This is a genomic window from Streptomyces sp. NPDC088707 (assembly GCF_044752725.1).
GTDB lineage: Bacteria > Actinomycetota > Actinomycetes > Streptomycetales > Streptomycetaceae > Streptomyces.
Genome location: NZ_JBIVLV010000013.1, coordinates 100,978 through 127,213, shown reverse-complemented (window position 1 = coordinate 127,213; position 26,236 = coordinate 100,978). Strand labels below are relative to the sequence as shown.

General features: G+C 73.3%; 27 protein-coding genes. 13 read left to right on the top strand and 14 right to left on the bottom strand.

The window, feature by feature from the left end; translation table 11 throughout:
* Positions 1–19: 19 nt before the first annotated feature.
* Entirely contained in the window at positions 20–1,096 is a 1,077-nt protein-coding gene (hemE, locus tag ACIP84_RS32505) for a uroporphyrinogen decarboxylase (protein WP_401802794.1), read from the top strand.
* Between the two features lie 88 nt (positions 1,097–1,184).
* Here the strand turns inward: hemE and ACIP84_RS32500 are convergent, their stop codons facing one another.
* Both ACIP84_RS32500 and ACIP84_RS32495 read right to left on the bottom strand, forming a co-directional pair.
* A complete protein-coding gene (locus tag ACIP84_RS32500) occupies positions 1,185–2,558 on the bottom strand; it encodes an FAD-dependent oxidoreductase (protein WP_401802792.1) in 1,374 nt (457 codons plus the stop codon).
* A gap of 23 nt (positions 2,559–2,581) precedes the next feature.
* Positions 2,582–3,595 carry a DUF4349 domain-containing protein gene (locus ACIP84_RS32495; protein ID WP_401802789.1) on the bottom strand — a complete coding sequence of 338 codons (1,014 nt, stop codon included), beginning with the start codon at positions 3,593–3,595 and terminating at the stop codon, positions 2,582–2,584.
* Between the two features lie 167 nt (positions 3,596–3,762).
* Between ACIP84_RS32495 and hemG the strand changes: the two genes are divergently transcribed.
* Positions 3,763–5,226 carry a protoporphyrinogen oxidase gene (hemG, locus tag ACIP84_RS32490; protein ID WP_401802786.1) on the top strand — a complete coding sequence of 488 codons (1,464 nt, stop codon included), beginning with the start codon at positions 3,763–3,765 and terminating at the stop codon, positions 5,224–5,226.
* A 17-nt stretch (positions 5,227–5,243) separates the two neighbouring features.
* Entirely contained in the window at positions 5,244–5,957 is a 714-nt protein-coding gene (gene hemQ / locus ACIP84_RS32485) for a hydrogen peroxide-dependent heme synthase (protein ID WP_229313113.1), read from the top strand.
* Positions 5,958–6,135: 178 nt separating this feature from the next.
* Here the strand turns inward: hemQ and ACIP84_RS32480 are convergent, their stop codons facing one another.
* The 4 genes from ACIP84_RS32480 to ACIP84_RS32465 all read right to left on the bottom strand — a co-directional run bounded on the left by ACIP84_RS32480 (position 6,136) and on the right by ACIP84_RS32465 (position 10,284).
* The gene (locus tag ACIP84_RS32480) at positions 6,136–6,891 is read right to left on the bottom strand and encodes a TIGR04222 domain-containing membrane protein (protein ID WP_355959878.1); all 756 of its coding nucleotides are present in this window, start codon (positions 6,889–6,891) and stop codon (positions 6,136–6,138) included.
* A 48-nt stretch (positions 6,892–6,939) separates the two neighbouring features.
* Positions 6,940–8,007: a TIGR04222 domain-containing membrane protein gene (locus ACIP84_RS32475; RefSeq protein WP_401802782.1), complete on the bottom strand. Its 1,068-nt coding sequence runs from the start codon at positions 8,005–8,007 to the stop codon at positions 6,940–6,942.
* 1 nt (position 8,008) lies between these two features.
* Positions 8,009–9,439 (bottom strand): DUF692 domain-containing protein, encoded by a 1,431-nt coding sequence (locus ACIP84_RS32470; RefSeq protein WP_401802781.1) that lies wholly within the window; start codon positions 9,437–9,439, stop codon positions 8,009–8,011.
* 137 nt (positions 9,440–9,576) lie between these two features.
* Positions 9,577–10,284 (bottom strand): peptidyl-tRNA hydrolase, encoded by a 708-nt coding sequence (locus tag ACIP84_RS32465; protein WP_401802779.1) that lies wholly within the window; start codon positions 10,282–10,284, stop codon positions 9,577–9,579.
* 71 nt (positions 10,285–10,355) lie between these two features.
* Here ACIP84_RS32465 and ACIP84_RS32460 point away from each other — a divergent pair, with 71 nt between their 5' ends.
* The 4 genes from ACIP84_RS32460 to ACIP84_RS32445 are packed head-to-tail and all read left to right on the top strand — an operon-like array spanning position 10,356 to position 12,812.
* A complete protein-coding gene (locus ACIP84_RS32460) occupies positions 10,356–11,030 on the top strand; it encodes an AIM24 family protein (protein WP_355959888.1) in 675 nt (224 codons plus the stop codon).
* Entirely contained in the window at positions 11,027–11,950 is a 924-nt protein-coding gene (locus tag ACIP84_RS32455; RefSeq protein ID WP_401802777.1) for an ATP-binding cassette domain-containing protein, read from the top strand. The genes ACIP84_RS32460 and ACIP84_RS32455 overlap by 4 nt, the downstream gene beginning before the upstream one ends.
* Positions 11,947–12,597, top strand: a complete 651-nt coding sequence (locus ACIP84_RS32450) for an ABC transporter (protein ID WP_401802775.1) — start codon at positions 11,947–11,949, stop codon at positions 12,595–12,597. The genes ACIP84_RS32455 and ACIP84_RS32450 overlap by 4 nt, the downstream gene beginning before the upstream one ends.
* Before the next feature lie 14 nt (positions 12,598–12,611).
* A complete protein-coding gene (locus ACIP84_RS32445) occupies positions 12,612–12,812 on the top strand; it encodes a hypothetical protein (protein ID WP_355959895.1) in 201 nt (66 codons plus the stop codon).
* On the opposite strand, the gene ACIP84_RS32440 is transcribed toward ACIP84_RS32445, so the two are convergent.
* The 5 genes from ACIP84_RS32440 to zapE form a co-directional block, all read right to left on the bottom strand.
* A complete protein-coding gene (locus tag ACIP84_RS32440; RefSeq protein WP_401802773.1) occupies positions 12,809–13,705 on the bottom strand; it encodes a polysaccharide deacetylase family protein in 897 nt (298 codons plus the stop codon). The genes ACIP84_RS32445 and ACIP84_RS32440 overlap by 4 nt on opposite strands.
* Before the next feature lie 130 nt (positions 13,706–13,835).
* Entirely contained in the window at positions 13,836–14,744 is a 909-nt protein-coding gene (locus ACIP84_RS32435) for a PPK2 family polyphosphate kinase (RefSeq protein ID WP_401802771.1), read from the bottom strand.
* 98 nt (positions 14,745–14,842) lie between these two features.
* The gene (locus ACIP84_RS32430; RefSeq protein ID WP_401802768.1) at positions 14,843–16,222 is read right to left on the bottom strand and encodes an alkaline phosphatase PhoX; all 1,380 of its coding nucleotides are present in this window, start codon (positions 16,220–16,222) and stop codon (positions 14,843–14,845) included.
* 134 nt (positions 16,223–16,356) lie between these two features.
* Entirely contained in the window at positions 16,357–16,782 is a 426-nt protein-coding gene (locus tag ACIP84_RS32425) for an OsmC family protein (RefSeq protein ID WP_073906653.1), read from the bottom strand.
* A gap of 34 nt (positions 16,783–16,816) precedes the next feature.
* On the bottom strand, positions 16,817–17,902 hold the full coding sequence (zapE, locus tag ACIP84_RS32420) for a cell division protein ZapE (RefSeq protein WP_355959903.1): 1,086 nt from the start codon (positions 17,900–17,902) through the stop codon (positions 16,817–16,819).
* Between the two features lie 36 nt (positions 17,903–17,938).
* Between zapE and ACIP84_RS32415 the strand changes: the two genes are divergently transcribed.
* The 6 genes from ACIP84_RS32415 (at position 17,939) to ACIP84_RS32390 (ending at position 23,199) form a co-directional block, all read left to right on the top strand.
* Complete coding sequence (locus tag ACIP84_RS32415; protein WP_401802765.1) at positions 17,939–18,721, top strand: pyrimidine reductase family protein; 783 nt, start codon at positions 17,939–17,941, stop codon at positions 18,719–18,721.
* Between the two features lie 106 nt (positions 18,722–18,827).
* The gene (locus ACIP84_RS32410; RefSeq protein WP_266970234.1) at positions 18,828–19,310 is read left to right on the top strand and encodes an indole-3-glycerol phosphate synthase; all 483 of its coding nucleotides are present in this window, start codon (positions 18,828–18,830) and stop codon (positions 19,308–19,310) included.
* 163 nt (positions 19,311–19,473) lie between these two features.
* Positions 19,474–20,865: a UDP-N-acetylmuramate--L-alanine ligase gene (murC, locus tag ACIP84_RS32405; protein ID WP_401802764.1), complete on the top strand. Its 1,392-nt coding sequence runs from the start codon at positions 19,474–19,476 to the stop codon at positions 20,863–20,865.
* A gap of 16 nt (positions 20,866–20,881) precedes the next feature.
* On the top strand, positions 20,882–21,289 hold the full coding sequence (gene msrB / locus ACIP84_RS32400; protein ID WP_319322016.1) for a peptide-methionine (R)-S-oxide reductase MsrB: 408 nt from the start codon (positions 20,882–20,884) through the stop codon (positions 21,287–21,289).
* A gap of 72 nt (positions 21,290–21,361) precedes the next feature.
* Entirely contained in the window at positions 21,362–22,855 is a 1,494-nt protein-coding gene (locus tag ACIP84_RS32395; RefSeq protein WP_401802762.1) for a hypothetical protein, read from the top strand.
* A 14-nt stretch (positions 22,856–22,869) separates the two neighbouring features.
* On the top strand, positions 22,870–23,199 hold the full coding sequence (locus tag ACIP84_RS32390) for a hypothetical protein (protein WP_073906667.1): 330 nt from the start codon (positions 22,870–22,872) through the stop codon (positions 23,197–23,199).
* 30 nt (positions 23,200–23,229) lie between these two features.
* On the opposite strand, the gene ACIP84_RS32385 is transcribed toward ACIP84_RS32390, so the two are convergent.
* The 3 genes from ACIP84_RS32385 to ACIP84_RS32375 are packed head-to-tail and all read right to left on the bottom strand — an operon-like array spanning position 23,230 to position 26,233.
* Positions 23,230–24,573, bottom strand: coding sequence for a protein kinase domain-containing protein (locus ACIP84_RS32385; RefSeq protein ID WP_355959916.1), 1,344 nt, complete (start codon positions 24,571–24,573; stop codon positions 23,230–23,232).
* Positions 24,570–25,571, bottom strand: a complete 1,002-nt coding sequence (locus ACIP84_RS32380) for a PP2C family serine/threonine-protein phosphatase (protein WP_401802760.1) — start codon at positions 25,569–25,571, stop codon at positions 24,570–24,572. The genes ACIP84_RS32385 and ACIP84_RS32380 overlap by 4 nt, the downstream gene beginning before the upstream one ends.
* Positions 25,568–26,233, bottom strand: a complete 666-nt coding sequence (locus ACIP84_RS32375; protein ID WP_401803006.1) for a tellurium resistance protein — start codon at positions 26,231–26,233, stop codon at positions 25,568–25,570. The genes ACIP84_RS32380 and ACIP84_RS32375 overlap by 4 nt, the downstream gene beginning before the upstream one ends.
* Between the last annotated feature and the right edge of the window lie 3 nt (positions 26,234–26,236).

Here is a 26,236-nt window from a genome sequence, read left to right as displayed (position 1 = left end):
ACATGCGAAGATTCTGGGCGTGAGTGCCAACGACAGCCCGCAGGGCCAGCAGACGAAGCAGCAGTCGCGGACGCACGACTCCGCGTTCCTCAAGGCATGCCGGCGCGAGCCCGTGCCGCACACCCCCGTCTGGTTCATGCGGCAGGCCGGGCGCTCGCTCCCCGAGTACCTGAAGGTGCGCGAGGGCATCCCCATGCTCGAGTCCTGCATGCGGCCCGAGCTGGTCACCGAGATCACCCTCCAGCCGGTCCGCCGCCACAAGGTCGACGCCGCGATCTACTTCAGCGACATCGTCGTCCCCCTCAAGGCCATCGGCCTCGACCTCGACATCAAGCCCGGCGTCGGCCCGGTCGTCGCCGACCCGATCCGCACCCGCGCCGACCTGGACCGGCTGCGCGACCTGACCCCCGAGGACGTCCACTACGTCACCGAGGCCATCGGGATGCTCACCGAGGAGCTGGGCGACACCCCGCTCATCGGCTTCGCCGGCGCGCCGTTCACCCTCGCGAGCTACCTCGTCGAGGGCGGTCCCTCGCGCAGCCACGAGCGCACCAAGGCGATGATGTACGGCGACCCGCAGCTGTGGGCCGACCTGCTCGACCGTCTCGCCGAGATCACCTCGGCCTTCCTCAAGGTCCAGATCGAGGCCGGCGCCTCCGCCGTCCAGCTCTTCGACTCCTGGGTCGGCGCCCTCGCCCCGGCCGACTACCGGCGTTCGGTGATGCCGGCCTCCGTGAAGGTGTTCGACGCGGTCGCCGGGTACGGCGTCCCGCGCATCCACTTCGGCGTCGGTACGGGCGAGCTGCTCGGCCTCATGGGCGAGGCCGGCGCGGACGTCGTCGGCGTCGACTGGCGCGTCCCGCTCGACGAGGCCGCCCGCCGCGTCGGCCCCGGCAAGGCCCTCCAGGGCAACCTGGACCCGGCCGTGCTGTTCGCCGGACGCGAGGTGGTCGAGGCCAAGACGGACGAGGTCCTGGCCGCCGCGAAGAACATCGAGGGACACGTCTTCAACCTGGGCCACGGCGTCATGCCGTCGATGGACCCCGACGCCCTGTCCCGGCTCGTCGAGTACGTGCACACCAGGACGGCCGTCTGACGTACCCGCGACACCCGTCCGACGGCCGCCGGGGGAGACCCCGGCGGCCGTCGGACGTCCGGCGTGCCGTCCGTCGTCCGGACCGTCGTCAGCCCGCCGCGCGGACCGCCGCCGTCGCCTTGCGGGCCGCGATCAGGACCGGGTCCCACACCGGCGAGAACGGCGGCGCGTACCCCAGGTCAAGGGCCGTCATCCGCTCCACCGTCATCCCCGCCGTCAGCGCCACGGCCGCGACGTCCACCCGCTTCGCCGCGCCCTCCCGGCCCACGATCTGCACCCCGAGCAGCCGGCCGGTACGCCGCTCGGCCATCATCTTCACCGTCATCGCCGCGGCCCCCGGGTAGTACCCGGCCCGGCTCGTCGACTCCACGGTCACCGTCACGTACCGCAGTCCCACCTCCCGCGCGTCCTTCTCCCGCAGACCGGTCCGGGCGAGCTCCAGGTCGCAGACCTTGGACACCGCCGTGCCCACCACCCCAGGGAAGGTCGCGTAGTCGCCGCCGACGTTGGACCCGATGACCTGACCGTGCTTGTTCGCGTGCGTCCCCAGCGGCACGTACCGCTCGCGGCCCGAGACCAGGTCGAGGACCTCCACGCAGTCACCGCCCGCCCAGATGTCCTCGTGGCCGCGGACCCGCATCGCGAGATCGGTGAGCAGCCCGCCGCGCGCGCCCAGGGGCAGGCCCGCCGCGCGGGCGAGCGAGGTCTCCGGCACCACACCCATCCCCAGGACGACCACGTCCGCCGGATACTCGGCCTCGTCCGTCGCCACCGCCCTGACCCGGCCGTCCTCGCCGGTGAGGATCTTCGTGACCTCCGCCGACGCGACCGTCGTGATCCCCAGACCGTCCATCGCCCGGTGCACCAGACGGCCCATGTCCGGGTCCAGGGTCGCCATCGGCTGCTCGCCCCGGTGCAGGACCGTCACCTCGTAGCCCCGGTTGAGGAGCGCCTCGGCCATCTCCACGCCGATGTAGCCCGCGCCGACCACGATCGCCCGCCGCCCCGGCGTCGCGTCGAGCGAGTCGAGCAGCGCCTGCCCGTCGTCCAGGGTCTGCACCCCGTGTACCCCGGGAGCGTCGATCCCCGGCAGCGCCGGCCGCTTGGGGCGGGCGCCCGTCGCGACCACCAGCTTGTCGAAGCCCGTCCAGGTCTCCGTACCGGCCTCCAGGTCCCGTGCCAGGACCCGGCGGCCGGGCACGTCGATCGCCGTCACCTCCGTCCGCATCCGCAGGTCGATGGCGCGCGCCCGGTGTTCCTCCGGGGAGCGCGCGATCAGCTCGTCGCGCGTGCCGACGTCGCCGCCGACCCAGTACGGGATGCCGCAGGCCGAGTACGAGGAGAAGTGACCCCGTTCGAACGCGACGATCTCCAGCTCCTCCGGCCCTTTGAGCCTGCGCGCCTGCGACGCGGCGGACATGCCCGCCGCGTCGCCCCCGATGACCACCAGTCGTTCACTCATGGGGACAGCGTATTTTTTCGCGCTCACTCGTCGGGCGTCTCCGGCGGTACGGGGGCTCCCGCGGCGTTGCGGCGGGCGGCGGGGACGGCGGGCGGGGTCTCCGGCAGGGCCGCCGGGTGGGCGTCCGAGCGCCTGGCGCGGCGGGGGCGGACGACGTGGCGCCACACGAGGTAGCCGATCAGGGCCACGGCCAGCCACGGCGCCAGGGCCGCGAGCACGACGACGGTCCAGGAGACCGCGCCGACCAGCGCGTTCCAGCCGCCGCTCAGGGCGTCACCGAAACCGGGGCGGCCGTCCTCCTCGGCCTCCGCCCGCGGCTTCTCCTTCTGCGACAGCTCCAGGGTGATCGTCGCCAGCGACGTCCTGTCCCTCAGGGAGGACTGCTGGGCCAGCAGCGACTCCAGGTCCGCCTGGCGGCGGCTGAGTTCGCCCTCCAGGGTCACCACGTCGGTCAGCTTCTCGGCCCGCTCCATCAGGGCCCGCACCCGCGCCACGCTCGCGCGCTGGGTGGCGATCCGGCTCTCCACGTCCACCACCTGCTCGGTGACGTCCTTGGCGTCGGCCTTGCGGGCCAGCAGCCTCCCCGTGCCGGCGAGTTCGGTGAGGACGGAGTCGTACCGCTCCTGCGGCACCCGCAGCACGATGCGGGAGGTGACGTACCCGTCGTCGAGCCGCTCCGTCGACTCGGTCTCGACGCGCCCGCCCGCGCCCGCCGTCACGTCGCGGGCCGTGACCAGGGCCTTGGTCACGTCGCCGACCTCCACCGAGAGCGAGGCCGTTCGGATGACGTGCTGCCGCGCGGGGGCCTTCGAGGGCGGGGACGGGGCCTTCTCGGCGTCCGGTCCCGCGTAGCCGTCGGCGGCTCCGCGCTCCGCCGCGCCCTTGGCGTCCGCGGGCGCCGCCGCGCTCAGGTCCCGCTTGGAGTCCCCGGCCATGTCGTTGCCGCCCGCTCCGCAGCCCGTCAGCACCAGTGCCGTGGTGAGCAGGACGGCGCCCGCAGCCGCCCGTGTTCTCGCCGTCGTACGTGAGCTCCGCATCGAAGTCCCCCCAGGGGTGGTAGGTGTCGCCGGTTCGACGTACCGGGGCGTCGATCGGGTTGCCCTCCGGCGGTAGCGATGCGGTCACGGTCCGGCCTCGGAACGGGAGCGGGCGGGAGGGGGAGCCTCGGAACCGGAGCCGATGGGCGATTTGAGAGAGTGGTCCCATGAACGCGGACACCACGGGACACCACGCCGGGCCTCATGTCGTCGTCGCCGGAGGCGGTATCGCCGGACTCGCCGCCGCCCACCGGCTGGCCCTCGCCGGCCACCGGGTGACCCTCCTCGAAGCGGGCCCGCGGCTCGGCGGCAAGCTCCTCGCGGGGGAGATCGCGGGCGCCCCCGTGGACCTCGGCGCCGAGTCGCTCCTCGCCCGCCGCCCCGAGGCGGTCGCCCTCGCGCGGGCCGTCGGCCTCGGCGACCGGCTCCAGGCCCCCGGCACGACCACCGCGTCCGTCTGGTCCCGGGGTGAGCTCGTCCCCATGCCCAAGGGCCACGTCATGGGCGTCCCCGGTGACGCCCGCGCCGTCGAGGGCCTGCTCTCCGCGGAGGGCGTGCGCCGAATCGGCCTCGACGCCGAACTGCCCCCGACCGAGATCGGCGACGACATCGCCATCGGCGCGTACGTCGCCGCCCGGATGGGCCACGAGGTCGTCGACCGGCTCGTGGAACCCCTCCTCGGCGGGGTCTACGCCGGTGACGCCTACCGCATCTCGATGAAGGCCGCCGTCCCCGCCCTCTTCGAGGCCGCCCGCGCCCGGCCCACGCTCACCGCCGCCGTCCGCGCCGTCCAGCAGGCCGGGGCGGCCGTCCCCGCCGACGCGGCGGGCGCCGCCACCGGGCTCGGCGGCTCCGTCTTCCTCGGCGTCGACGGCGGTGTCGGCACCCTCCCCGGCGCGGTCGCCGACGCGATCCGCGCCGCCGGCGGCGAGATCCTCACCGACGCCCCCGTGACCGCGCTCCGCCGCACCGGGGCCACCGGCTGGCAGGTCGTCAGCGGGGACCGGGTCCTCACCGCCGACGCCGTCGTCCTCGCCACCCCCGCCGGACCCGCCGCCGCGCTCCTCGCCCCGCACGCGCCCACCGCCTCCGCCGAGCTCGGCGCGATCGCCTACGCCTCCATGGCCCTGGTCACGCTGGCCTTCCGCCGCACCGACATGCCCGCCCTGCCGGGCTCGGGGTTCCTCGTGCCGCCCGTCGACGGACACACGATCAAGGCCTCCACCTTCTCCTCGCAGAAGTGGCGGTGGGTCGCCGACCGCGCCCCCGACCTGTTCGTGCTGCGGACCTCCGTCGGCCGCCACGGCGAGGAGGACCAGGTCCACCGCGAGGACGCCGACCTCGTCGCCGCCTCCCTCAAGGACCTCGCCGCCGCGACCGGGCTCACCGCCCGGCCCGTCGGCACCGCGGTCACCCGCTGGACGGGCGGCCTGCCCCAGTACCCGGTCGGCCACCTCGCCCGGGTCGCCCGGGTCCGCGAGGCCGTCGCGGCCCTCCCCGGACTGCGCGTCGCGGGCGCCGCGTACGACGGTGTCGGCATCCCCGCCTGCATCGCCTCGGCCCATCGGGCGGCCGACGAGATCATCGCCACGTCGAAAAGGGCCGACCCCGGTGCGGGGCACTCCCTGTGACGGGCGAGAATAGGCGTATGAGTGCGCCCGAAAAGATCCCGAACGCCGGTAAGAAGGCGAAGGACCTCAACGAGGTCATCCGCTACACCCTGTGGTCTGTCTTCAAGCTGCGCGACGTTCTCCCCGAGGACCGCGGCGGCTACGCCGACGAGGTCCAGGAGCTGTTCGACCAGCTCGCGGCCAAGGACATCACCGTCCGCGGCACGTACGACCTCTCCGGTCTGCGCGCCGACGCCGACGTGATGATCTGGTGGCACGCCGAGACGAGCGACGAGCTCCAGGAGGCGTACAACCTCTTCCGCCGCACCCGCCTGGGCCGCGCCCTGGAGCCGGTCTGGTCGAACATGGCGCTGCACCGCCCCGCCGAGTTCAACAAGTCGCACATCCCGGCCTTCCTGGCCGACGAGAACCCGCGCGACTACGTCTCGGTCTACCCCTTCGTGCGCTCCTACGACTGGTACCTGCTGCCGGACGAGGACCGCCGCCGGATGCTCGCCGACCACGGCAAGATGGCCCGTGGCTACCCGGACGTCCGTGCCAACACGGTCGCCTCCTTCTCCCTCGGCGACTACGAGTGGCTCCTCGCCTTCGAGGCCGACGAGCTGCACCGCATCGTGGACCTCATGCGTCACCTGCGCGCCTCCGAGGCGCGGATGCACGTCCGCGAGGAGGTCCCGTTCTACACCGGTCGCCGCAAGAGCGTCGCCGACCTGGTGGCGGGCCTGGCCTGACGGCCGTACGAAGACCTGGTGGTGGCCCGGCTCCTGGCCGGGCGTGCCACCCCTCGACCCGGAAGATCAGACGGCAGGCGTGACCATGGCCTGCCGCTCCAGCGACACCGGGTCCGGCTCCGGGTGCGGCGCGCATGACGCGCGCCGCACCGGCGTCATTTCCGGGACCTTTCGTCTCTCAGCCCCGGCCGCGCAGCGCCGCACGGAGCTCCGGCTCCAGGACCGCGGGTCCGCGCGTCGCGAGGGCCGTCAGCGGATCGGTGGCCGAGAGCGCGGCCAGCAGCCGCTGCCCGGCCGGCGAGGCCCAGCGGGTGTGCGGGTAGACCTCGATCCGCCCGATCAGCAGACAGAGCCCCGACGCGAGCAGCGGCAGCGCGAACCCGGCGAGGACCGGGGCCCGGTCTGCGGCCGGCACGAGCAGCGCGGACAGCGTCCCGAGGGCCAGGCTGAGCAGGAGACCGGCCCGCACCCCCCGGAGCCCGGCGGCGACCTCCCGCCGGCCCGCGGCGGACACGGCGAGCCCCCGTGCCACGAGCCGCTCCGCGAGCAGGTGTACGGAGTCGGCGGCGGCGACCACCGGACGTACGGCGGGGATCGGCGCCTGCCCCTGAGGGCCCAGGGCACCGATCACGGCCCGCTCCAGCGGGTCCGCCGCGCAGGCCTCGGCGTCCACGACCGTCGCCCAGCCGGTGCGGGCGAGCAGCAGCCGCCGTTCCCGGTGCATGGACACGAGGGTGAGATCGGTGACCCGCAGCGGCCCGCCGGCGAGGTAGGCCGCCTCGCCGACGGTCAGTTGGGGCGCGGCCACGGCGGCCGTGTCCTCGTGCGCGTCACCCCGCGCGGGCGCGGCCGCCGCGAGCGTCGCCCGGCAGAGCCGAGCGCAGCCGACACCGGCCACCACACACGCCACGAGCAGCAACGGAACCCAGACCATGACCGAGTTGTACGGGAGGCGGGGCGGGCCCGCCACTCGAACGGGTGATCAGCTGCTGGAGCTCGAACACGAACTCCCGCTGGAACTGGAGCTGGAGCACGAACTCCCGCTGGAACTGGAGCAGGAGCTTCCGCCCCCGCCGCAGCTGGAGCCGCCCCCGGAACAGGACCCGGACGAACACGACGAACCGGAGCCGCCGCCCGCACAGGAGCTTCCGCCCCCGCCACCCCCGCCGCCGCACGCACTGGTCCCCGCACACCACACGGTGGCCGCCGCGAAGTCGTCGTCCGCGCCCGAACCGCCGTAGTGGTGCCGCGCCACGGGTCGCGGGCCGCCGCGCCCGCGCCGCCGGGGCGGCCCGTCGATCCGGGCGGCGGCCGCCAGCTGCTCCCGCAGCACCGGATCGGGCAGCGCCCGGAGCCCGTACAGGGCCACCAGCAGGCCGGCGTCCGGGAGATGGGCGTGGCCCCGCCCGTACGCCTGGACCGCGCGCCGCCCGGCCGGGGTGATCTGCCGGGCGGTGTGCGACCCGCAGACGATGGCGGTGACCATGGTGGCGAGCAGGATCGGCACCACCTTGAAGACGAACGGGACCGGCATCCCCGAGTCGGTGTCCAGACTGGTCGTCGCGAAGTCCACGACCGTGAGGACGATCGACACCGGGAAGAGCGCGAAGGTCGTGACGGCGGCCACGCCGCACCACCGCGCGGTGGCGCGCCGGGTCGCCGGATCGACGACGAGCCCGCGCGCCGCGAGCCCGTCACCGATCTCCTGGACCGCCGGGTGCCGCATGACGGCCGTCCGCAGGTGGTGCAGGGCCCCGTGCGGGGCGGCGGCGTGCGCCTCGAGCACGGCCCGCTCCACGGGGTCGTGCGCGACGGGGCGGACGACGGCCACGATGCCGGGGCCGCCGACCGCCAGCCTGCCGTCCGCCTGCAGGGCGCTCAGGGCGGTGTCGGCGACCCTGGCGGGGCCGCCGTTGAGGAAGGCGGCCTCGTACCGGTCGTGGACCGGTCCGCCGGGTCCTCCACGGGTCCGGACGACCCGGGTGACGAGCACCGTGATGACGGCGACGCCGGCGAGGTAGAAGAGCGCGACCAGGACGTTCACGAGCACCTCACTTCCGTACCAGTGCGTGGCGGGCGGCCCGTACGAACCGGGTGGCGCGGCCCGGCGGGCGGCTGCCCGAACGGTCCTGCCACCACTCCGTCAGCCGCCGCCGTGCCGCCGGATCCTCCGGCCGCCCCGCGACCAGCAGATGCTCGGCGAAGTCGAGCGCGTCACGGCGGTAGCCGCCGGTCATGGGCCGGGATCTGGCGTACGCGAGGAACGCCGGCCGGTAGGCCTCGCCCAGGATCTCGGGGAGCTCCGGTGCCACCTTCGCGACGACCCCGGCCCGCTTGGCCGCGAGCGCCCGGCTCTGCACCCCGAGCCGCCGGCTGTCGAACCCCTCGGGCACCGGAGTCCCGGCGACGAGCGCGGACAGCAGAGCGGCCTGAGCGACGGCGACACGCTGCCGGGCGCCCGGTGCGGTCGCGGCACCCGGTGCGGGCGCGGTCTCCGGTGCGGGGGCCGCGGGTGCCACCGGGGTGACGCCGGGCATCGGCCCACCGGAGACCCGGGCCCCGGCGCCGATGAGCAGCGTCGCCCGGGACGCGGTCCTCGACGAGAGGGCGCCGTGCTGGTGGGCCGCGCCCCCTCCTTCCGCCCCCGGGGAGCGGGTGCCCGCAGCGGTGATCGTGCCGCGGATCGCCCGCAGCTCGCCGGCCAGCTCCTCCGCCGGCGGAAAGTCGTCGTCCCGCTCCAGCAGCACGCCCGGCGGCGCGACCCGCGCGGCGAGGTCCGCCAGGACGTCGAGCACCGCGCCCGGCACGGGATGCGCGTGGGTGTCGTGCCAGACCCCGTCCCGCTCGACACCCCCCGCCACGTGCACGTACGCGATCGCCTCCACCGGCAGTTCCGACAGGGCCCGCGCCGGGTCCTCGCCCCGGTTGACGTGGTTGGTGTGCAGATTGGCGACGTCGATGAGGAGCCGTACCCCCGTACGCTCCACCAGCTCCGCCAGGAAGCGTCCCTCCGACATCTCCTCGCCCGGCCACGAGACGAGCGCCGCGATGTTCTCCAGGGCGAGCGGTACGGGCAGCGCGTCCTGCGCGATCCGTACGTTCTCGCAGAGCACGTCGAGCGCGTCCCACGTCCTGGGAACGGGAAGCAGATGGCCCGCTTCGAGCTGCGGGGTCGCGGTGAGCGGGCCCCCGGCCCGGACGAACGCGATGTGTTCCGTGACCAGCGGCGCCCCGAGCGCCACCGCCTTCTCGCCGAGCGCGGCGAGCCGCGCCGGGTCGGGACGGTCCGCGCCCCCGAGCCCCAGCGAGACGCCGTGCGGCACGACGGTGACGCCGCGCTCGCGCAGCCGCGTCAGGGAGTCGGGCAGATGGTCGGCGCAGATGTTCTCCGCGACGACCTCCACCCAGTCGATGCCGGACAGTCCCTCCACCGCGTCAGCGATCTCGGGACGCCAGCCGATGCCGATGCCGAGTTCCGTCATGTCCCCCTCCTTCGGTCCTCAGTCACCCACGTGATGGCCCCGGCGGAAGCGTTCGAACCCCGGGAGGGTCACGTTCAGAGGTTGATTTGAGGTTCCGTCCGGTCACGGCGGACGGAGGGGGTGCCAGGCGCTGACGGCTACGGCCGCGGCAGCCGCAGCGCCGGGGCGAAACGGTCGCTGCCCTCGGCCACCACGGTGGGGCCGGGGGCGATCTCCGTGAAGCCCGCGTCCCGGACCAGCGGGAGACCGCTCGCCGTCAGGGCGGGCCACTCCTCGGCCGTCGCGGTGCGGACCGCGAGCGGGAAGCCCGCCTCGTGCCAGGCCTTCCGGTCGTCGTCCCCCATCGCCCACCACAGCAGCTGCGCCCCGTGCCCGGCCTGGGCCATCGTCTTGCCCGCCGACATGTCGAGCTCCGGGTTGATCCACAGCACCACCGCGCCCTCCGGTACGGGGCCGGGCGCGGCCGGGTCGTCGAGGTCGGTGCCCGAGACCTGGAGCTTGGCCAGCTCCTTGGGCCAGCCGTCCAGGGGGACCGGCGGGAAGACCCGTACCTCCGACTCCAGACCGTCGACCGTGATCCCCGGGAGCGCGCCCGCACGCCGCCACTCCGCGCCGCGCGCCCGGCGCACCACCTTGCGGATCCTGGCGTCCTGCCAGTCGGTCATGGCCTGCGCCCACTCGCCCTCGCCGAGCGAGCGGTCGTCGGTGAGGATCTCCAGGACGGCGCGCGCGGCGGTCTCCAGGGCGTCGGTACGGGACGGCGGCGCGTCCCGTTCGATCCGCACGACCAACGGCAGGACGAACTGGGGCTTCTCATCGCGAAGATCGGTCTCATTGCTGCTCACCGGGCAAGTCTGCCACTGCCGTCACGAGCGTTTCTTGTAGGAATGAGCAGTTCCGGGCCAGGATGCCCCTCATGAAGAGTGATCTTTTCGCCGGCGAACACCTCGCCGAGACCGCAGACTTTCCGGGGATGACCCTCCAGAACGCCAAATCTGTCAAATACACCGTCAACGGTGAGATGCACGCCCGCCAGGGATCGATGATCGCCTTCCGCGGCAACCTCCAGTTCGAGCGCAAGGGCCAGGGCATCGGCGGCCTGCTCAAGCGGGCCGTCACCGGCGAGGGCCTGGCCCTGATGGCCGTGCGCGGCCAGGGCGAGGCGTGGTTCGCGCACGAGGCGCAGAACTGCTTCATCGTCGAGATCGAGCAGGGCGACGCGTTCTCGGTCAACGGCCGCAACGTGCTCTGCTTCGACTCCACCCTCCACTACGAGATCAAGACCGTGAAGGGGGCCGGCATGACCAGCGGCGGCCTCTTCAACTCCGTCTTCTCCGGCTACGGCAAGGTCGCCCTCATGTGCGAGGGCAACCCGATCGTCATCCCCGTCACGCCGCAGGCCCCGGTCTTCGTCGACACCGACGCCGTGGTCGGCTGGAGCGAGCAGCTGCACACCTCGCTGCACCGCTCGCAGTCCGTCGGCTCGATGATCCGCGGCGGCTCGGGCGAGGCCGTCCAGCTGAAGCTGGAGGGCCAGGGCTTCGTGGTCGTCCGGCCCAGCGAGCTGACCCCGCAGAAGACCTCGAATTGAGGCTGGAGCGGGTCGGGCGCCGCCACGGCCTCCGGGGGGCGTGGATCCTCCGCGAGGTCGACCTCGACCTGCCCGCCGGTGCCCTCGTCCGGGTCGTCGGCACGAACGGCACCGGGAAGTCGACCCTGCTCCGGCTCGTCGCCGGCGTCGACGCGCCCACCGCTGGGCGCGTCACGGGCCGCCCGCCCCGCACGGCGTACGTCCCCGAACGCTTCCCGGCCGCGCTGCCCTTCACGGCCACCGACTACCTGGTCCACCTGGGGCGGATCCAGGGTCTCGGCACGGCGGCGGCGCGGGCGCGGGCGGGGGAGTGGCTGGAGCGCTTCGGGGCGGGCGAGCACGGCCGCACGGCCATGGCGGAGCTCTCCAAGGGCACGAGCCAGAAGGTCGCCGTGGCCCAGGCCTTCCTCGCCGACCCGTCCCTCCTGGTCCTCGACGAGGCCTGGACCGGCCTCGACACGGGCGCGCGTGCGGAACTGGACGCGGCGGTCCGCTCACGCCGGGCGGCCGGTGGAACGGTCGTCTTCGTCGACCACGACCCGCGCCGGCTGGAGGGGGAGCCGTCCGCGGTGTACGAGGTGCGCGAGGGACGGGTCAGGCAGGTGGGGGACCAGGTCGGCGCGGCCTCGGGCCTGAGCGGCGAGACCTCGGGTCCGGTCGCCCCGGTCGGCCAGGCCTCGGGCCCGGTCCGCGCGGGCGGTGGGCCGCGGTCGCGTGTGCGGATCACCGTCTCCGGCGGCCCGCACGCCCTCCCGTCCCCCGAGCGGCTTCCCGGTGGCCCCGACGTCGCACCCGGGCCCGACGGCGACGGCACCACCGTCCTCACCGTCGACGCCGGCCACTCCGACGCCCTGCTGAGCGCGCTCCTCGCCGCCTCCTGGCACATCCACCAACTCGGCCCCGAAGGCGTACGCGTATGACCGCGCTCCTGCGCTACCAGACCGGCCTGCTGCTCCGCTCGCAGCGGTGGCTCGCCCCGCTCCTCCTGTACGCGGCCCTCCTCGCCGTCGGCGTCAACGCGGGCGAACCCGTCCTCGGCGGGCTCGGCCTCGCGGCCGCCGGGCTGCTCCCCGTCACCGCCTGGTCCGTACGGATCTGCGTCACGCAGGAGCCGTCGGCCGCCCGGAACGTCGTCGCGGCCGGCGCCGGCCGGGGCCGCGCGCATCTCGCGGCGCTCGTCACCGGGACCGGCCTGACCGCCCTCGTCGGCGCGGTCGCGGTCCTCGCGGTGACGGCGACCGGCGACCGGCGCGGTGTGACCGCGCCCGCCGCCGTGACCACGGGGCTCCTGGCGGTGCTGGCCTGCGCCCTGACGGGCGCCGCCGTCGGCGCGCTGGCGTCGCGCCCGTTCGTCCGGGCCCCCGGCTGGTCCGTCGCGGCCCTGGTCCTGGGCTCGCTGTTCGCCCTGGTGACCACCGGCTCTCCGGCGAAGCACGCGATGACGGCCCTGATCACCGGTGCCCGCACGGCGACCGCCGATCCGCCGTGGCTCGCCTGCGGGGGCGCCGTGCTCCTCGCGGCGGCGTGCGCGGCGCTCGCCTGCGGGGCCACGGCACGCCTGGAGTGAGTACGCTCGAAGACATGAACGACACGACCGGGTCCACGTCGTACTGCGCCACTCCGGAGCCCGGCGGCCCGCAGCCCGAACCCGCCGCCGAGGGCCCCTTCGCGTCCTGTGTGCTGTGCCAGGAGCCGACCGAGTACCCGGAGTCCACGAAGGGCATCACCCTGTGCCCGGTCTGCGAGTGGCGGGAGGCGGAGCGCACGGCCTGCTCGGGCTAGCCGGCCGGTCGTCCGCGCATCAGCTCCGAGACCTTCACGAAGCGGTAGCCGCGGGCCCGGAGTTCCGGGACGATGCGCCGGATCGCCTGCTCCGTGACCGGGGCGGCGCTGCGTGTGCAGTGCATGACCACCAGGGAGCCCGGCTTCACGCCGTCGAGGACCTGCTCCGCCACAGCGTCGCCGTCCTGCGCGAAGGCGTCGCCGCTGACCACGTCCCACTGGACCGCGGTCACCCCGGCCGGGGCGAGCGCGCGGAGGGCCGCGTCGTCGTAGCAGCCGCCGGGGAAGCGGAAGTACGGGACGACGTTCACCGCCCCGGCGTCGCGGAACGCGTCGAAGGCCCGCCGGACGTCGTCCGCCATGTCGGGGGTGGAGACGGTCGGGAGGCCGTAGCAGGGGGACGCGAAGGCGTAGTGGCTGTAGGAGTGGTTCGCGATCTCGAAGCGCGGGTCGCGGCCGATGGACTTCGCCTGGTCCGGGTACTCCTCCGCCCAGCGGCCCGTCATGAACACGGTCGCGTCCACCTTGAGCCGGCGCAGGGTCTCGATGAGCTGCGGGTTGTCGAAACGCTCGCCCTGCGCGGCCCGTGGGCCCTGATCGGCCGTCATGTCGGCGTCGAAGGTGAGCGCGACGACCTTCTCCGCGCCCTTCGTCCGGCGCGTGTACACGGGGGTGAGGCCGCCGGGTCCCGGAGCCATGGTGGGCGGTGCGGCGGGGGCACGCGCGGGCTTGGGACCGGCCGCCGCGGCGCTCGCCCGGGGCGACGGGCCGGCGGTGGTGACCGGTTTCTTCGCCGGCGGGGCCGTGGGCGTTTCGACCGCTTCCCGGCCACAGCCGACGAGGACGGCGCCCAGAAGACCGAGCGCCGCCAGGTTTCGTACAGAAGTGTTCACGATCGGAAGTTAACCGATCAAAGTGTTCTCACGCTCGCGACTCGACAGCGCCGGCACCCGAGTCCACGCACCGAGCTGTCGCACCATCGCGTCGGCCGCCGAGGGGGACGCCGTCCCGTGCCGGCTCCGCTCACGTGGCCAGGAGCCGCCGCCGGCTCTCGGCCACGTCGAAGTCCCCCGGCGGGTACTTCGGGTCCAGCGCCTCCAGGTGTTCGAGCAGCAGCCGGCTGATCGCCCAGTTCCGGTACCACTTGCGGTCCGCCGGGACCAGGTACCAGGGGGCCTCGTCCGTCGTGCAGCGCTCCATGGCGATCTGGTACGCCTCCTGGTACGCCGGCCACATGCCGCGTTCCTCGATGTCGCCCACGTTGAACTTCCAGTGCTTCTCCGGGTTGTCCAGACGCTCCAGCAGGCGGCTGCGCTGTTCCTCGTACGAGATGTGCAGGAAGACCTTGACGACCGTCACTCCGTCGTCGGCGAGGGACTTCTCGAAGTGGTTGATCTGGCCGTACCGGCGGTCGAGCTGCGCGCGCGGGACCAGTTCCCGTACGCGGGCGATGAGTACGTCCTCGTAGTGCGAGCGGTCGAAGATGCCGATCTCGCCCGGACGGGGGAGCGCCCTCGTGATCCGCCAGAGGAACGGGTGGTTCCGCTCCTCCGGCGTCGGCGCCTTGAAGGCGTGGATGCGGCAGCCGGACGGGTTGAAGAGGCCGATGACGTGCTTGACCGTTCCGCCCTTGCCGCTGGTGTCCATCCCCTGCAGGACCAGGAGCACCCGCCGGCGGTCCCCGGCGGTGCTCGCCGCGTACAGGCGTTCCTGCAGGTCCGCGAGGCGGGGTGCGAGGGCGGCGGTGGCGGCGAGACCGGTCGCCTTGCCGGCGGGACCGCCCGGGGTCGCGGAGGCGTCGTAGGTCGTGAGGTCGACGCGCTCGCCCTCGGGGACGCGGAGCAGCTCCCGCAGGGGAGTGGGCCGGGACGTGCCCTCGTTCTTCTTCCTGCCGTCTTTCCCGCCGTCCTTCTTCCCGTCCTTCTTCGCCACCTCGTGCCCCTTCCGCCGCGCCGCGCGTGCGTCCTCCCCCGATCCTGCGACGGAACCCGGCCGCCCGCGAGTGCGCGCGACCGGGCGCCGCCCTCAGCTCAGCACCACGGGCCGGTCACGGCGAACGTCGTCCCCGGCGTGTAGCAGTTGACGTACATGGTTCCCCGGTCGGGCGAGAAGGTGACGCCCGCGAACTCGCCCCACTCCGGCGTGCCGTCCGCTGCCGATGTCAGAGCCTGCGCCCCCCGGGCGAGCGCGTACACCTCGCCCCGCTCGCTCACCCCGAAGACGTGCTGCGCCCCCTCGCCGTCCTCGCAGACCATCAGGCCCCCGCTCGGGGCCAGGCAGATGTTGTCCGGGGACTCGCCGGGGAGCTGGATGTCGGTGTCCGGGCCGAAGACGACGACGAGGGTGAGCCGGCGCCGGTGCGGCTCGTACTTCCAGACCTGGCCGAAGTGCGTCGCGCCGGAACCGTCCGTCACGCGCGCGAAGGAGGACACGAAGTACACCGCCCGGCCGCCCCAGTAGCAGCCCTCCAGCTTCTGGGCGTGGGTGATGCCCCGGGGGCCGAAGTCCTGCAGTCTGATGGGGGTCTGCGCCGCCTGCGGGTCCGGTACGGGGACCCATTCGATTCCCTCGAAGCGGGTGCCTGCCTCCTGGAACACCGAGAGGTCGGCGACGCCCGGCACCCGCATCGCCTCCAGGGCGCCGCCCGCCCGCAGCGAGCCCGTGCCGCCGAGCGGCCGGTGGGGGAGGAAGCGGTAGAAGAGACCGAAGGGGTGCTCGAAGGCGTCCTCCGTCTCGTAGACGATGCCGCTCGCCGGGTCGATCGCGATCGCCTCGTGCTGGAAGCGGCCCATGGCGGTGAGCGGGACGGCTCCGGTGCGGTGCGGGTCGGCTCCGTCGACCTCGAAGATGAAGCCGTGGTCCTTGGTGTAGCCGTTCGTCCCGGCCCTGTCCTCGGTCTCCTCGCAGGTCAGCCAGGTACGCCAGGGGGTGGGCCCGCCCGCGCAGTTGACGGCCGTACCGGCGATGGCGACCCGCTCGCCGAGGACGTTGTTCCGGCCGTCGAGTTCAAGGGCCGTACAGCCGCCCTTGCCGGCCGGGTCGTACGTCAGGCCGGGGACGGTCGGGACGCCGATCTTTCCGGTGACCCGGTTCTCGTGGTTGCGGACGAGGTGCACCCGGCCGCGACGGCCGGCGAAGGCGCCCATGCCGTCGGGGTTGCTGGGGACGAGGCCCTCGCCGGAGCGAAGCGGATCGCCCTGCCGGGAGAGGACCTTGTAGCGGAAGCCGGCCGGGAGGTCGAGCAGGCCCTCGGGGTCGGGGACCAGGGGGCCGTAGCCGGCTCGTCCCGAGTGGCCGCCGGGTGCGGCGCTCGCGCTGCCGGCGAAGAGTTCGGAGAGGGCGCCGGTGAAGGCGATGCCGGCGGCGGTGGCGCCGGTGCGGGAGAGGATCTGACGTCGTGTTGCGGACATGAGGCAACCCACTTTCCTGTTGGCGGACAGGCGTGTGATGTGACGTGTGGCCCGCATGTGTGTATCACGCCGTGTGGTGACACGTGAACATGCGGGCCACAAGTTCCTCATGTGGCGCTCGGGGTGAGGTGGCGTCAGGCCAGCTCGGCCGTGAGGGTGATCGTCGTGCCCGTGAGCGCCTGGCTGACCGGGCAGTTCTTCTTCGCGTCCTCGGCCAGCGCCTGGAACTGGTCGGCGTCCAGGCCGGGGACCTCGCCGCGCACGGTCAGGTGGATGCCGGTGATGCCCTCGCCCGGCTGGAAGGTGACGTCGGCCTTGGTCTCCAGGCGGGTCGGCGGGTTGCCCGCCTTGGCCAGGCCGTTGGAGAAGGCCATGGAGAAGCAGGAGGAGTGCGCGGCCGCGATGAGCTCCTCGGGGCTCGTCTTCCCGTTGGGCTCCTCGGAGCGGGCCGGCCAGGAGACGTCGTACGAGCCGAGACCGGAGGAGTCGAGGGTGACGACGCCGGAACCCTTGAGGAGGTCGCCCTGCCAGACGGTGTGGGCGTGACGCACGGTGGCCATGGTGGATCCCTTTCGATCGGGTACGGCCCCCAACCTACTGCGCGACCAGCCCCTTGGCGTCGCGGGCGAGCGCGGTGAGCCGGGAGATCGCCCGGAAGTACTTCTTGCGGTACCCGCCGTTCAGCATCTCGTCGCTGAAAAGCCGGTCGAACGGCAGTCCGGAGGCGAGCACGGGTATCTCGCGGTCGTACAGCCGGTCGGCCAGGACGACGAGCCGGAGGGCCGTCGACTGGTCGGGAACGGGCTGGACGTCGGTGAGGCAGACCGCGGTGAGGTCGTCGGTGAGCGCGCCGTACCGGCTCGGGTGGACCCTGGCCAGGTGCTCGAGCAGGTGCGGGAAGTCGTCGAGGGAGGCGCCCGGCGTCGCGTACGCGGTCTCCGTGACGACCTGGTCGGAGTACGGGGACGGGGCCTCGGGCAGCCCGCGGTGGCGGTAGTCCTCGCCGTCGATCCGCAGCGGCCGGAAGTGGGCCGAGAGACCCTGGATCTCGCGCAGGAAGTCGGCGGCGGCGAAGCGGCCCTCGCCGAGCTTGCCGGGGAGCGTGTTGGAGGTGGCGGCGAGCGCCACGCCCGATTCGACCAGCTTGCCGAGCAGGCTGGAGACGAGGACGGTGTCGCCCGGGTCGTCGAGCTCGAACTCGTCGATGCAGAGGAGACGGTGCCCGCTGAGGGTCTTCACGGTCTGCTGGAAGCCCAGCGCGCCGACCAGGTTGGTCAGCTCGACGAAGGTGCCGAACGCCTTCAGCGCGGGCTCGGCGGGGGTCGCGTGCCACAGGGAGGCGAGCAGGTGGGTCTTGCCGACTCCGTACCCGCCGTCCAGGTAGACGCCGCGCGGTCCGGTGGGGGCGGCCGGCTTCCGGGCGAACCAGCGGCGCTTCCCGGCGCCGGAGGCGTGCGCTCCGCCCAGGCCCTCGGCGAAGGTGCTCAGCGCCTTGACGGCGTCCGTCTGGCTGGGCTGGTTCGGGTCGGGGAGGTACGTGTCGAACCGCACGGAGTCGAAGCGCGGCGGCGGCACCATCTCCGCGACGAGTCGGTCGGCGGGGACGTGGGGCTCTCGGGAGCAGAGCGAGAGCGGGGCCGCTGAGGTGGATGCGGCTTCGGAGAGGGCACGGGTCGACACAGTTCCCCACTGTAAGCGCCATGTCAGACTCGAAGGATGCGACGCCTGTTCCCTGTGACGGACATGACAGCCCACGAGCCCGAGGCCGGAGACCGGGAGTGGTCGCTCGACGAGCTCGCCGACGCCTACGCGTACCCGGAGCTCCCCGAGGGGGAGGGGGCCTGGCTGCGGGCCAACATGGTCTCGTCGCTCGACGGGGCGGGGCAGCACGACGGGCGCTCCCAGCCGCTCTCCTCGGAGACCGACATGCGGATCTTCGGCACCCTGCGGGCCCTCGCGGACGTGGTCGTCGTCGGTGCGGAAACGGTACGCCTGGAGGGTTACCGCCCGGCACGCGCGCGTGAGGCCTTCGCGGCCCGCCGCGCCGCCGCGGGACAGGGCCCGGCCCCGGTGATCGCCGTGGTCAGTGCCTCGCTGAACCTGGACTTCTCGCTTCCGCTCTTCACCGAGCCGCTGGTGCCGACCCTGGTCCTCACGGGCGCCGCCGCGCCCGCCGAGCGGGTGCGGGCCGCGCGGGAGGCGGGTGCCGAGGTGCTGGTGGCGGGCGACGGCGCCGGGGTGGAACCGGTCCGCGCGAAGACGGTGCTCGCGGAGCGCGGGCTCCGGCGGCAGCTGACCGAGGGCGGGCCCCGGCTGCTCGGCCAGTTCGTGGCCGCGGAGGTCCTCGACGAGCTGTGTCTGGCGGTCTCGCCGACGATGACCGCGGGTGACGCCCAGCGGATCGCCGGGGGGCCTCCGGTGGCCGTCCCGACACGCTTCGCCGTGGCTTCGCTGCTGGAGCAGGACGGCTTCCTCTTCACCCGCTACCGTCGGATCTGACAATCGGCGGAATTTGTCGTTCCGCTTACCGTCCGCTGGGCACACTTACTGTCGCAGACCCCGTGCGGGCACGGGGAAGGATGGTTTCCGCAGAAGGGCTCCTGAGGTGTTCACAAGCGTTCTGATGATCGAGAAGCCCCTGACGTCCGTCGACGTGGAATTCGTCACCACGCTGCACGGCGACGAGGGCGTGTCCTTCATCGTTCTGATGCAGCCGCGTGGTGACCAGGCCGATGTACTGCTGCGTGCCATCGACGACGTGGCCATGGGCGAACTGAAGGAAGCCGCCCGCGAGGGCGACGAACCGGAGGGCAAGGAGGCCAGGCGCCCCGCCGAGGTGGCCCTGGAGCACTCGCTCCGGGCACTGAGAGACGCCGGCTGCGAAGCGGTCGGCCAGGTCGTGGAGGACCACCCGCTCACCAAGATGAAGGCGGTGGTCGACGAGTCGGAGGCGGACGAGGTGATCGTGCTGACCGCCCCGCACTACGTGGAGGAGTTCTTCCACCGTGACTGGGCCTCCCGGGCCCGCCACAAGGTGGGGGTCCCCGTCCTCAAGCTCTTCGCCCACAGCGAGGAAGCAGCCGAGTAGCCGTACGGCCGGTCCCGGTCCGCGCCCCGTGCAGGGGGCGCGGACCGGGCCGGGCACGACCGGCACGCCACGGACCGGGCCCCGCCGCTCCCGCCGGGCCCACCCGGCCGGAGCCACTAGGCTGGGGTCTTCCACGCACGACGCACCCCGGGGAGAGATCCGCATGGCACCCGCCATCCCTGCCGCCATGGAACGGCCGCACTTCATCGGCATCGGCGGTGCCGGAATGTCGGGCATCGCGAAGATCCTCGCCCAGCGCGGCGCCAAGGTCGCCGGCAGTGACGCCAAGGACTCCGCGACCGCCCAGTCGCTGCGCGCCCTCGGCGCCACCGTGCACATCGGGCACGCCGCCGAGCACCTCGCCGACGACGCCTCCGCCGTCGTCGTCTCCAGCGCCATCCGCGCCGACAACCCCGAGCTGGCCCGCGCCGCCGAGCTCGGCATCCCCGTCGTCCACCGCTCCGACGCGCTCGCCTCCCTGATGGACGGCCTGCGCGCGATCGCCGTCGCCGGTACGCACGGCAAGACGACGACCACCTCGATGCTGGCCGTCGCGCTCACCGAGCTCGGCCTCGACCCCTCGTACGCCATCGGCGGCGACCTCGCGGGTCCCGGCACCAACGCGCTGCACGGCGACGGCGAGGTCTTCGTCGCCGAGGCCGACGAGAGCGACCGCAGCTTCCAGAAGTACGACCCCGAGGTCGCGATCGTCCTCAACGTCGAGCTGGACCACCACGCGAACTACGCCTCCATGGACGAGATCTACGAGTCCTTCGAGGCCTTCACGGCCAAGATCCGCCCCGGCGGCACCCTGGTCGTCGGCGAGCACCCGGGCGCCCGCGAACTGGCCCGCCGCGTCGCGGACCGCGACGGTCTGAACATCGTCACGGTCGGTGAGACCGAGGACTCCGACGCCCGCATCCTGAAGATCGTCCCGAACGGGATGACGAGCGAGGTGACGGCCGCCCTCGACGGCGTCGAGCACACCTTCACCGTCTCCGTCCCCGGCCGCCACTACGCGCACAACGCCGCCGCGGCCCTCGCCGCCGGCGCCCGCGTCGGCATCGACCCGGCCGAGCTCGCCCAGGCCCTCACCGCGTACACCGGCGTCGGCCGCCGCCTCCAGCTCAAGGGCGAGGCGAACGGCGTCCAGGTCATCGACTCCTACGCGCACCACCCCACCGAGATGACCGCCGACCTGGAGGCCATGCGCGGCGCCGCCGGCGCCTCCCGGCTCCTGGTCGTCTTCCAGCCGCACCTCTTCTCCCGCACCCAGGAGCTGGGCAGGGAGATGGGCGACGCGCTGGCCCTCGCCGACGCGTCCGTCGTCCTCGACATCTACCCCGCCCGCGAGGACCCGATCCCCGGCATCACCAGCGAGCTGATCATCGCCGCCGCGCGGCGGGCCGGCGCCGACGTGACGCCCGTCCACGACAAGACGGCGGTGCCGCAGGTCGTGGCGGGAATGGCCGGACCCGGTGATCTCGTTCTCACCATGGGCGCGGGCGACGTCACGGACCTCGGCCCGCTGATCCTGGACCACCTGTCGAAGTAGCAGAGGGAGCGAGCTCATGGCGTACGACGTCGAGAAGCCGGACGAGCAGTGGCGTGCGGAGCTGACCCCGGCGGAGTACCAGGTGCTGCGCCAGGCGGGCACCGAGCCCGCGTTCCGCGGCGAGTACACGGACACCACCACCAAGGGCGTGTACTCCTGCCGGGCCTGTGGCGCGGAGCTGTTCACGTCGAACGAGAAGTTCGAGTCGCACTGCGGCTGGCCGTCCTTCTTCGACCCGAAGGACAGCTCCGCCGTCGAGCTGATCGAGGACCGCTCCCACGGCATGGTCCGCACCGAGGTCCGCTGCTCCCGCTGCGGCTCGCACCTGGGCCATGTCTTCGAGGGCGAGGGCTACCCCACCCCGACCGACCAGCGGTACTGCATCAACTCGATCTCGCTGCGCCTGGAGCCCGGCGAGAGCTGAGCCGTCCTTCCCATCCGGGGGACACGGTGGGCGGACTTCCCTAGGGTGTGCGGTGACACAGGGGGAGACCGCATGGCACGCAGACCGTTACCGACGCTTCCGACCTACCGCAAGGACGCGGTGACCCGGCAGCTGTGCGCGCACGTCCACCTCGACGAGCACTTCGCCCGCGAGGTGGACACCGAGCTCACCGCGGACCGGATGACGGCACTGGGACTTCCCCTCGGGATCCACCTGATCGCCCTCGCCCGCCACGCGCGGGCGGCGGTGCGCCGCCACGAGCGGCGTGACCGCGTCCTCTCCCGCCTCTTCCTCGCCCTCTGGGCGGGCCTCGCCGTCCTGGTGTGGGGCCTGGTGAGCGGCAACGCAGCCGGCCTGTGGGCGGGCGGCGGGATCGTGCTCGGGTCCCTCGTCGGCGCCTGGTGGGCCGTCCACGCCGCCCTGTCCGGGGACTGGAGCGCGGCTCAGGACGTGTACTGGGGCACCGAACGCCCCGAGACCCTCGCCGAGCCCGTCGAGCGGACGGCCGAGGACCGGCTCCGGGCACTCGCCAAGGCCAACGTGGTGCCGTACACCGCCACCGCCGCCCGCACCCACCCCTTCGTCGGCAGCGGCACGAAGATCAAGGACGTCGTGTGGCAGCCCATCGACGTCGCGCGGCCCGCCGAGGACCCGGCGAACCCCGGACGCAAGCTGACCATCGTCCCCTTCGACGCCGTCGACCTGCACACCTACGTCGCCAAGGAGATGGCGAAGATCGCGGGCCTCGAAGGGCTCCGCGCCCGGAACCGGCTCTACGTGAGCGGCGACCACGTGCCGCTCCTCGCCCACGAGCTCCTCGAGGAACCGCAGGGCCGGCCACGCGCCCAGATCGACACCGACCTCGTACGGACCGGACTGCTCCACCCCGGGGCCGGGATGCGGACCTTCCTCAGCCTGGAGCGGGTCAGCGACGGCGGACGGGTGATCGTGACCATGCAGCTGCGGGCCCGGCTCCACCATCCCAGCCTCTCCTGGGAGGTGCTGGTCTTCGTCATCCCGCCCGTGGACGACGCCTACAACCGCGTCGCGGCCCTGCCGTTCCGCGGTTTCGAACGGACCTGGAAACTGCTCACCGCCACCCGCCGCGCCTGCTGGTCCGCGCTGCGGGGAGCGTGGGGGCGCAACTCCGGGCGGCGCGCCCGGGCCCGGGCCAGGGCCCGCGAACTCCGCAACTGGCGCAGGGAGATCTCCGAGCGGCAGCTCGTCTTCGACCACGGGGCGACCGGGAGCATCCGGGAGAGGGTCTCCTCCTGGGACCAGATGCTGCACAACGACCGCGCCGACTCCCGGGACTACCTGCACCGCCTCCAGAGCGGCGTCCTCACCGCGACCGAACGGTTCCTCAAGGACCACCGGGTGGACACCAGTTCGTACGATCAGGCGGTGCAGGTGATCAGCACCCAGACGTACAACATCTCGGGCGACATCCACGGCAGCAACGTCGGCAACCACGGCGTCGTCAACCAGCACGGACCGGGCGGACAGCAGGGCGCGCCGGCCCCGCACGGCCAGGCCGGTCCCTGAGCGAGAGGAAACCCATGAACACGTACAACTTCCACGGCCAGGTGTCCGGGAGCAACATCGGGGACAACGGCCGGGTGGAGATCCACCAGTACGGCACGGACCCGGCGAGTGCCGTGGCGATGGCGGCCCGCCTCGTCCAGTGGCTCCGCGAACAGGAGACGGCCGCGAGCGCCGTCGCGCAGGCCGAGGCGGTGCACGGCGAACTCGTGACCGCCGAGCGCGAGGGGCGCCCCGCCGACCAGGGCCGCATCCGGTCGGCGCTCACCGCCATCGAGCCGTACGTGACCGTCGGGAGCGGCGGTCTCGCCCTGGTCCAGGGGATCGCCGGCATCGTCGGCATGTGATCCCCTGGCAGGACCCCCGAAGGGCGGGTACTAGCGGGCGCGTACCTCCGCCTTGGCGCCGCCGTCCAGTTCGAGGGCGAGCCCGGACCGCAGCGGCACCGTCTGGCCGGGGACGACCTGCTGGGTGGTGCCGTCGGACCGGGTGCCCGTCCAGGCCGTGGAGGACCGGTTGGCGAGGCCGTAGCGCCCCGGCTTCTGCGGATGCTCCACGAGCTCGGCCACCAGACTCTCCTCCGAGTAGTCGTGCCGCGAGGGCTCCGGGCTCAGGTGGTGCCGGTGGATCCGCGCGGACCTGCCGAGCATGATGTGCCGCTCCGCCCGCGGCGGCGGGGTGGTCACCACGAGCCGGGGCGGCAGGACGAGGGTGCTGCGGCAGCCGTCCTTCCAGCAGGTGCCGGGCGTCGCCGAGCCCGGCTCCGTCATGTTCTCCCGGCCGCAGCTCGCGCACTCCACCACGGCGTCACGGACGGCCCGCAGCGCGTCCCGCCACTGCGACTCGCGCACCCGGGCCGACGGCTCCCGCAGACCGACCGTGAAGTTCTGCACGAACAGCGCCTGCACGGACGGCGGGACCAGCGGCCACAGGGCGAGCACGGTGGAGTGCTCGACGGGGTCCGGCCGGTTGTCCGTGTACTGCGGGTCGAAGACGAACAGCGGCTCGCGGCCGTACAGCTTGCGCTCCGCGTTCTCGTCGAGGCAGTGGATGGCCAGCTCGCGGGCGCCCTTGAGCGGGTGGTGGTTCATCAGGAACATGAACAGCAGGACCGAAAGCGAGTGCAGGTCGCTCTGGGTCCCCGGCTGGGCGCCGGGGTCCCCGCGGACCAGCTCGGGGGCCATGAACCCCATGGTCCCGGAGATCCCGCTCTGGTCCCCTTCCACCACCGCGTTGTCGTTGTCGCAGACCAGGATCTCGCCGGTGGCCGGGTCGAAGAAGATGTTGCCCCAGGAGATGTCCCGGTACGCGATGCCCTTGGAGTGCAGCGCCTGGTACGCCTCGACCGTGTACAGGCAGGCGGTGAGCAGGGCCCGGAAGGACGTGCTCACCGTTCGCCGGAACAGCTCGGGCAGACCGCGGAAGCGGTCCGGCCGCACGTCCATCAGATAGCCGAACCGGTCGGCCCCCGCGCTCACGAAGGCCGTGGGCCAGAGGAACCTGTCGTCGTCGAAGTCACGGGTCACCAGGTCCTCCACGACCCGGCGCTGCTGCGGGGTCGCGCTGTCCGGGTAGTACCACTTGAGGGCCTTGACGCTGCCGTCGGGCAGGCCGACCCGGTACACCTCGCCCTGGCCGCCTGAGCCGAGCAGGCGGTCGACGACGATGGTCTGCCCGCCGTCCGTGGTCAGCGAGTCTCCGCTGTCGAGCATGCCGCTCATGGTCGTTCTCTCTCCTCGCAGTAGGGGATCCGCGGATCCACAGGGCCGCTTCCCGGGCCCTCCGCGGCGTCGTCCCGGCTCTCGTCGGCGCCCTCGTCCCGTGCCACCGCGGGCTCGCCGGCGCCCCCGTCCTCCGCGTCCGCGGGCTCGCCGGCGCCCTCGTCGGTGGCGGGGCGGCCGCCGGCACGGCGGGCCAGCACCAGGGTGGTGTCGTCGCCCGAGTGCCGGGACGCCTCGGCCAGCCACCGGGGGATGTCCTCGGCGACGCCGGGCACGCCCCGCTCGGACAGCCGCCGGTGCAGTCCGGCGGCGAACTCGGTGAAGCCCTCGTCCGACACGAAGCTCTTCGACAGGCCGTCCGTGGACAGCGCCACCAGCCGCGGAGCCCGTGCCGGATCGGGCAGCGGCTCCCAGTGCACGCGCACCGACCGCCACGCGTTGCGCATGCACAGCGAAGCGGTCTCGTCGCCGAGTTCGGCCCGGACGGGGGCGAGCGGCAGCCGGACCTCGCCGTCGCCGTCCACCACGGTCAGCTCGCCGTCGCCCAACTGCCAGGCGACGAAGAGGTCCGGGGTGAGGACGGCGCCGATCAGCGTCGACCCGTACAGCCGCAGGATCGGCCCCGGGGACTTCGGGTCCTCGTCCGGGGTGGGATCACGCTCCCAGTGGCGGAGGACCTCGCCCTGCCAGTCCCTGACCAGCCGCTCCGGCAGGCCGATGCGGGCGTAGTCGCGCAGCCGTCCGCGCCAGCCCGCCCGGTCGCGGTCGGCCACGGACGTCACGAACTCGCGTGCGCGGTTGGCGAACAGATCCGTCGCGTAGTGCGCTCCGACGTGGCTCCGGGGGTACGAGGCCGAGCCGTGCCCGTCCGCGACGGTGAGGATCAGCGGATCCCGGGCCGAGCCGGTGCCCTGGACCAGGCACCGGTCCTGGTTCCGTGCCTTGTTGACGCCCTGGATGCTCGTGTGGAAGGTCTCCCAGGCCGGTGGGGCGCTCACCACACGTCGTCTTCGTCGTCGTCGGAGAGGACGGGGGGCGCGTACGGCGCGGCCTTGACGGTGGGGTCGTGCGAGCCGGCCACCGGCTGCGAGGCCGCCTTGACGGCCGCCGTCGAGGCCCAGCGGATGGCGGCGGCCAGCTGCTTGGGGCTGTTCGCGTCGAGCGGGCGCAGCTCCGGATTGGCCAGGAACTCCTGGAGCACGCTGCGGTCGGCGTCGGAGCCGATCGCGATGGCGACCCGGACGGCCTTGCGGCCCCACGGGGTGGCGTCGATCGCCTTGAGCCCGGCACGCCAGTCGTCCGTCGGCACGCCGTCCGAGACCAGGGCGATCACCGGCTTGAGGGCCCGCTCGGGCATCGGCGGGGTACGCAGCTCCCCGGCCACCAGGTGAAGGGCCTCGCCCAGGTTGGTGGTGCCGTCGGGCTGCACGTCCTGCCAGGTGAAGTCGTCCACCGGGACGGGGTCCTTGTGGTGCCAGCGGGCGGTGGTGGAGAAGGTGATCGTGCGCAGCAGCAGCTGGGCGGCCGGGTTGTCGTGCGCCACCGAGCGCATCTCCGGGATCGCCTCCCGGATCGCGTAGTTCAGCTGCCCGATCTTCTCGCCGAGCATCGAGTACGAGCAGTCGAGCAGCCAGATGAAGTGCACCGGGCGGTTCGCCATGGG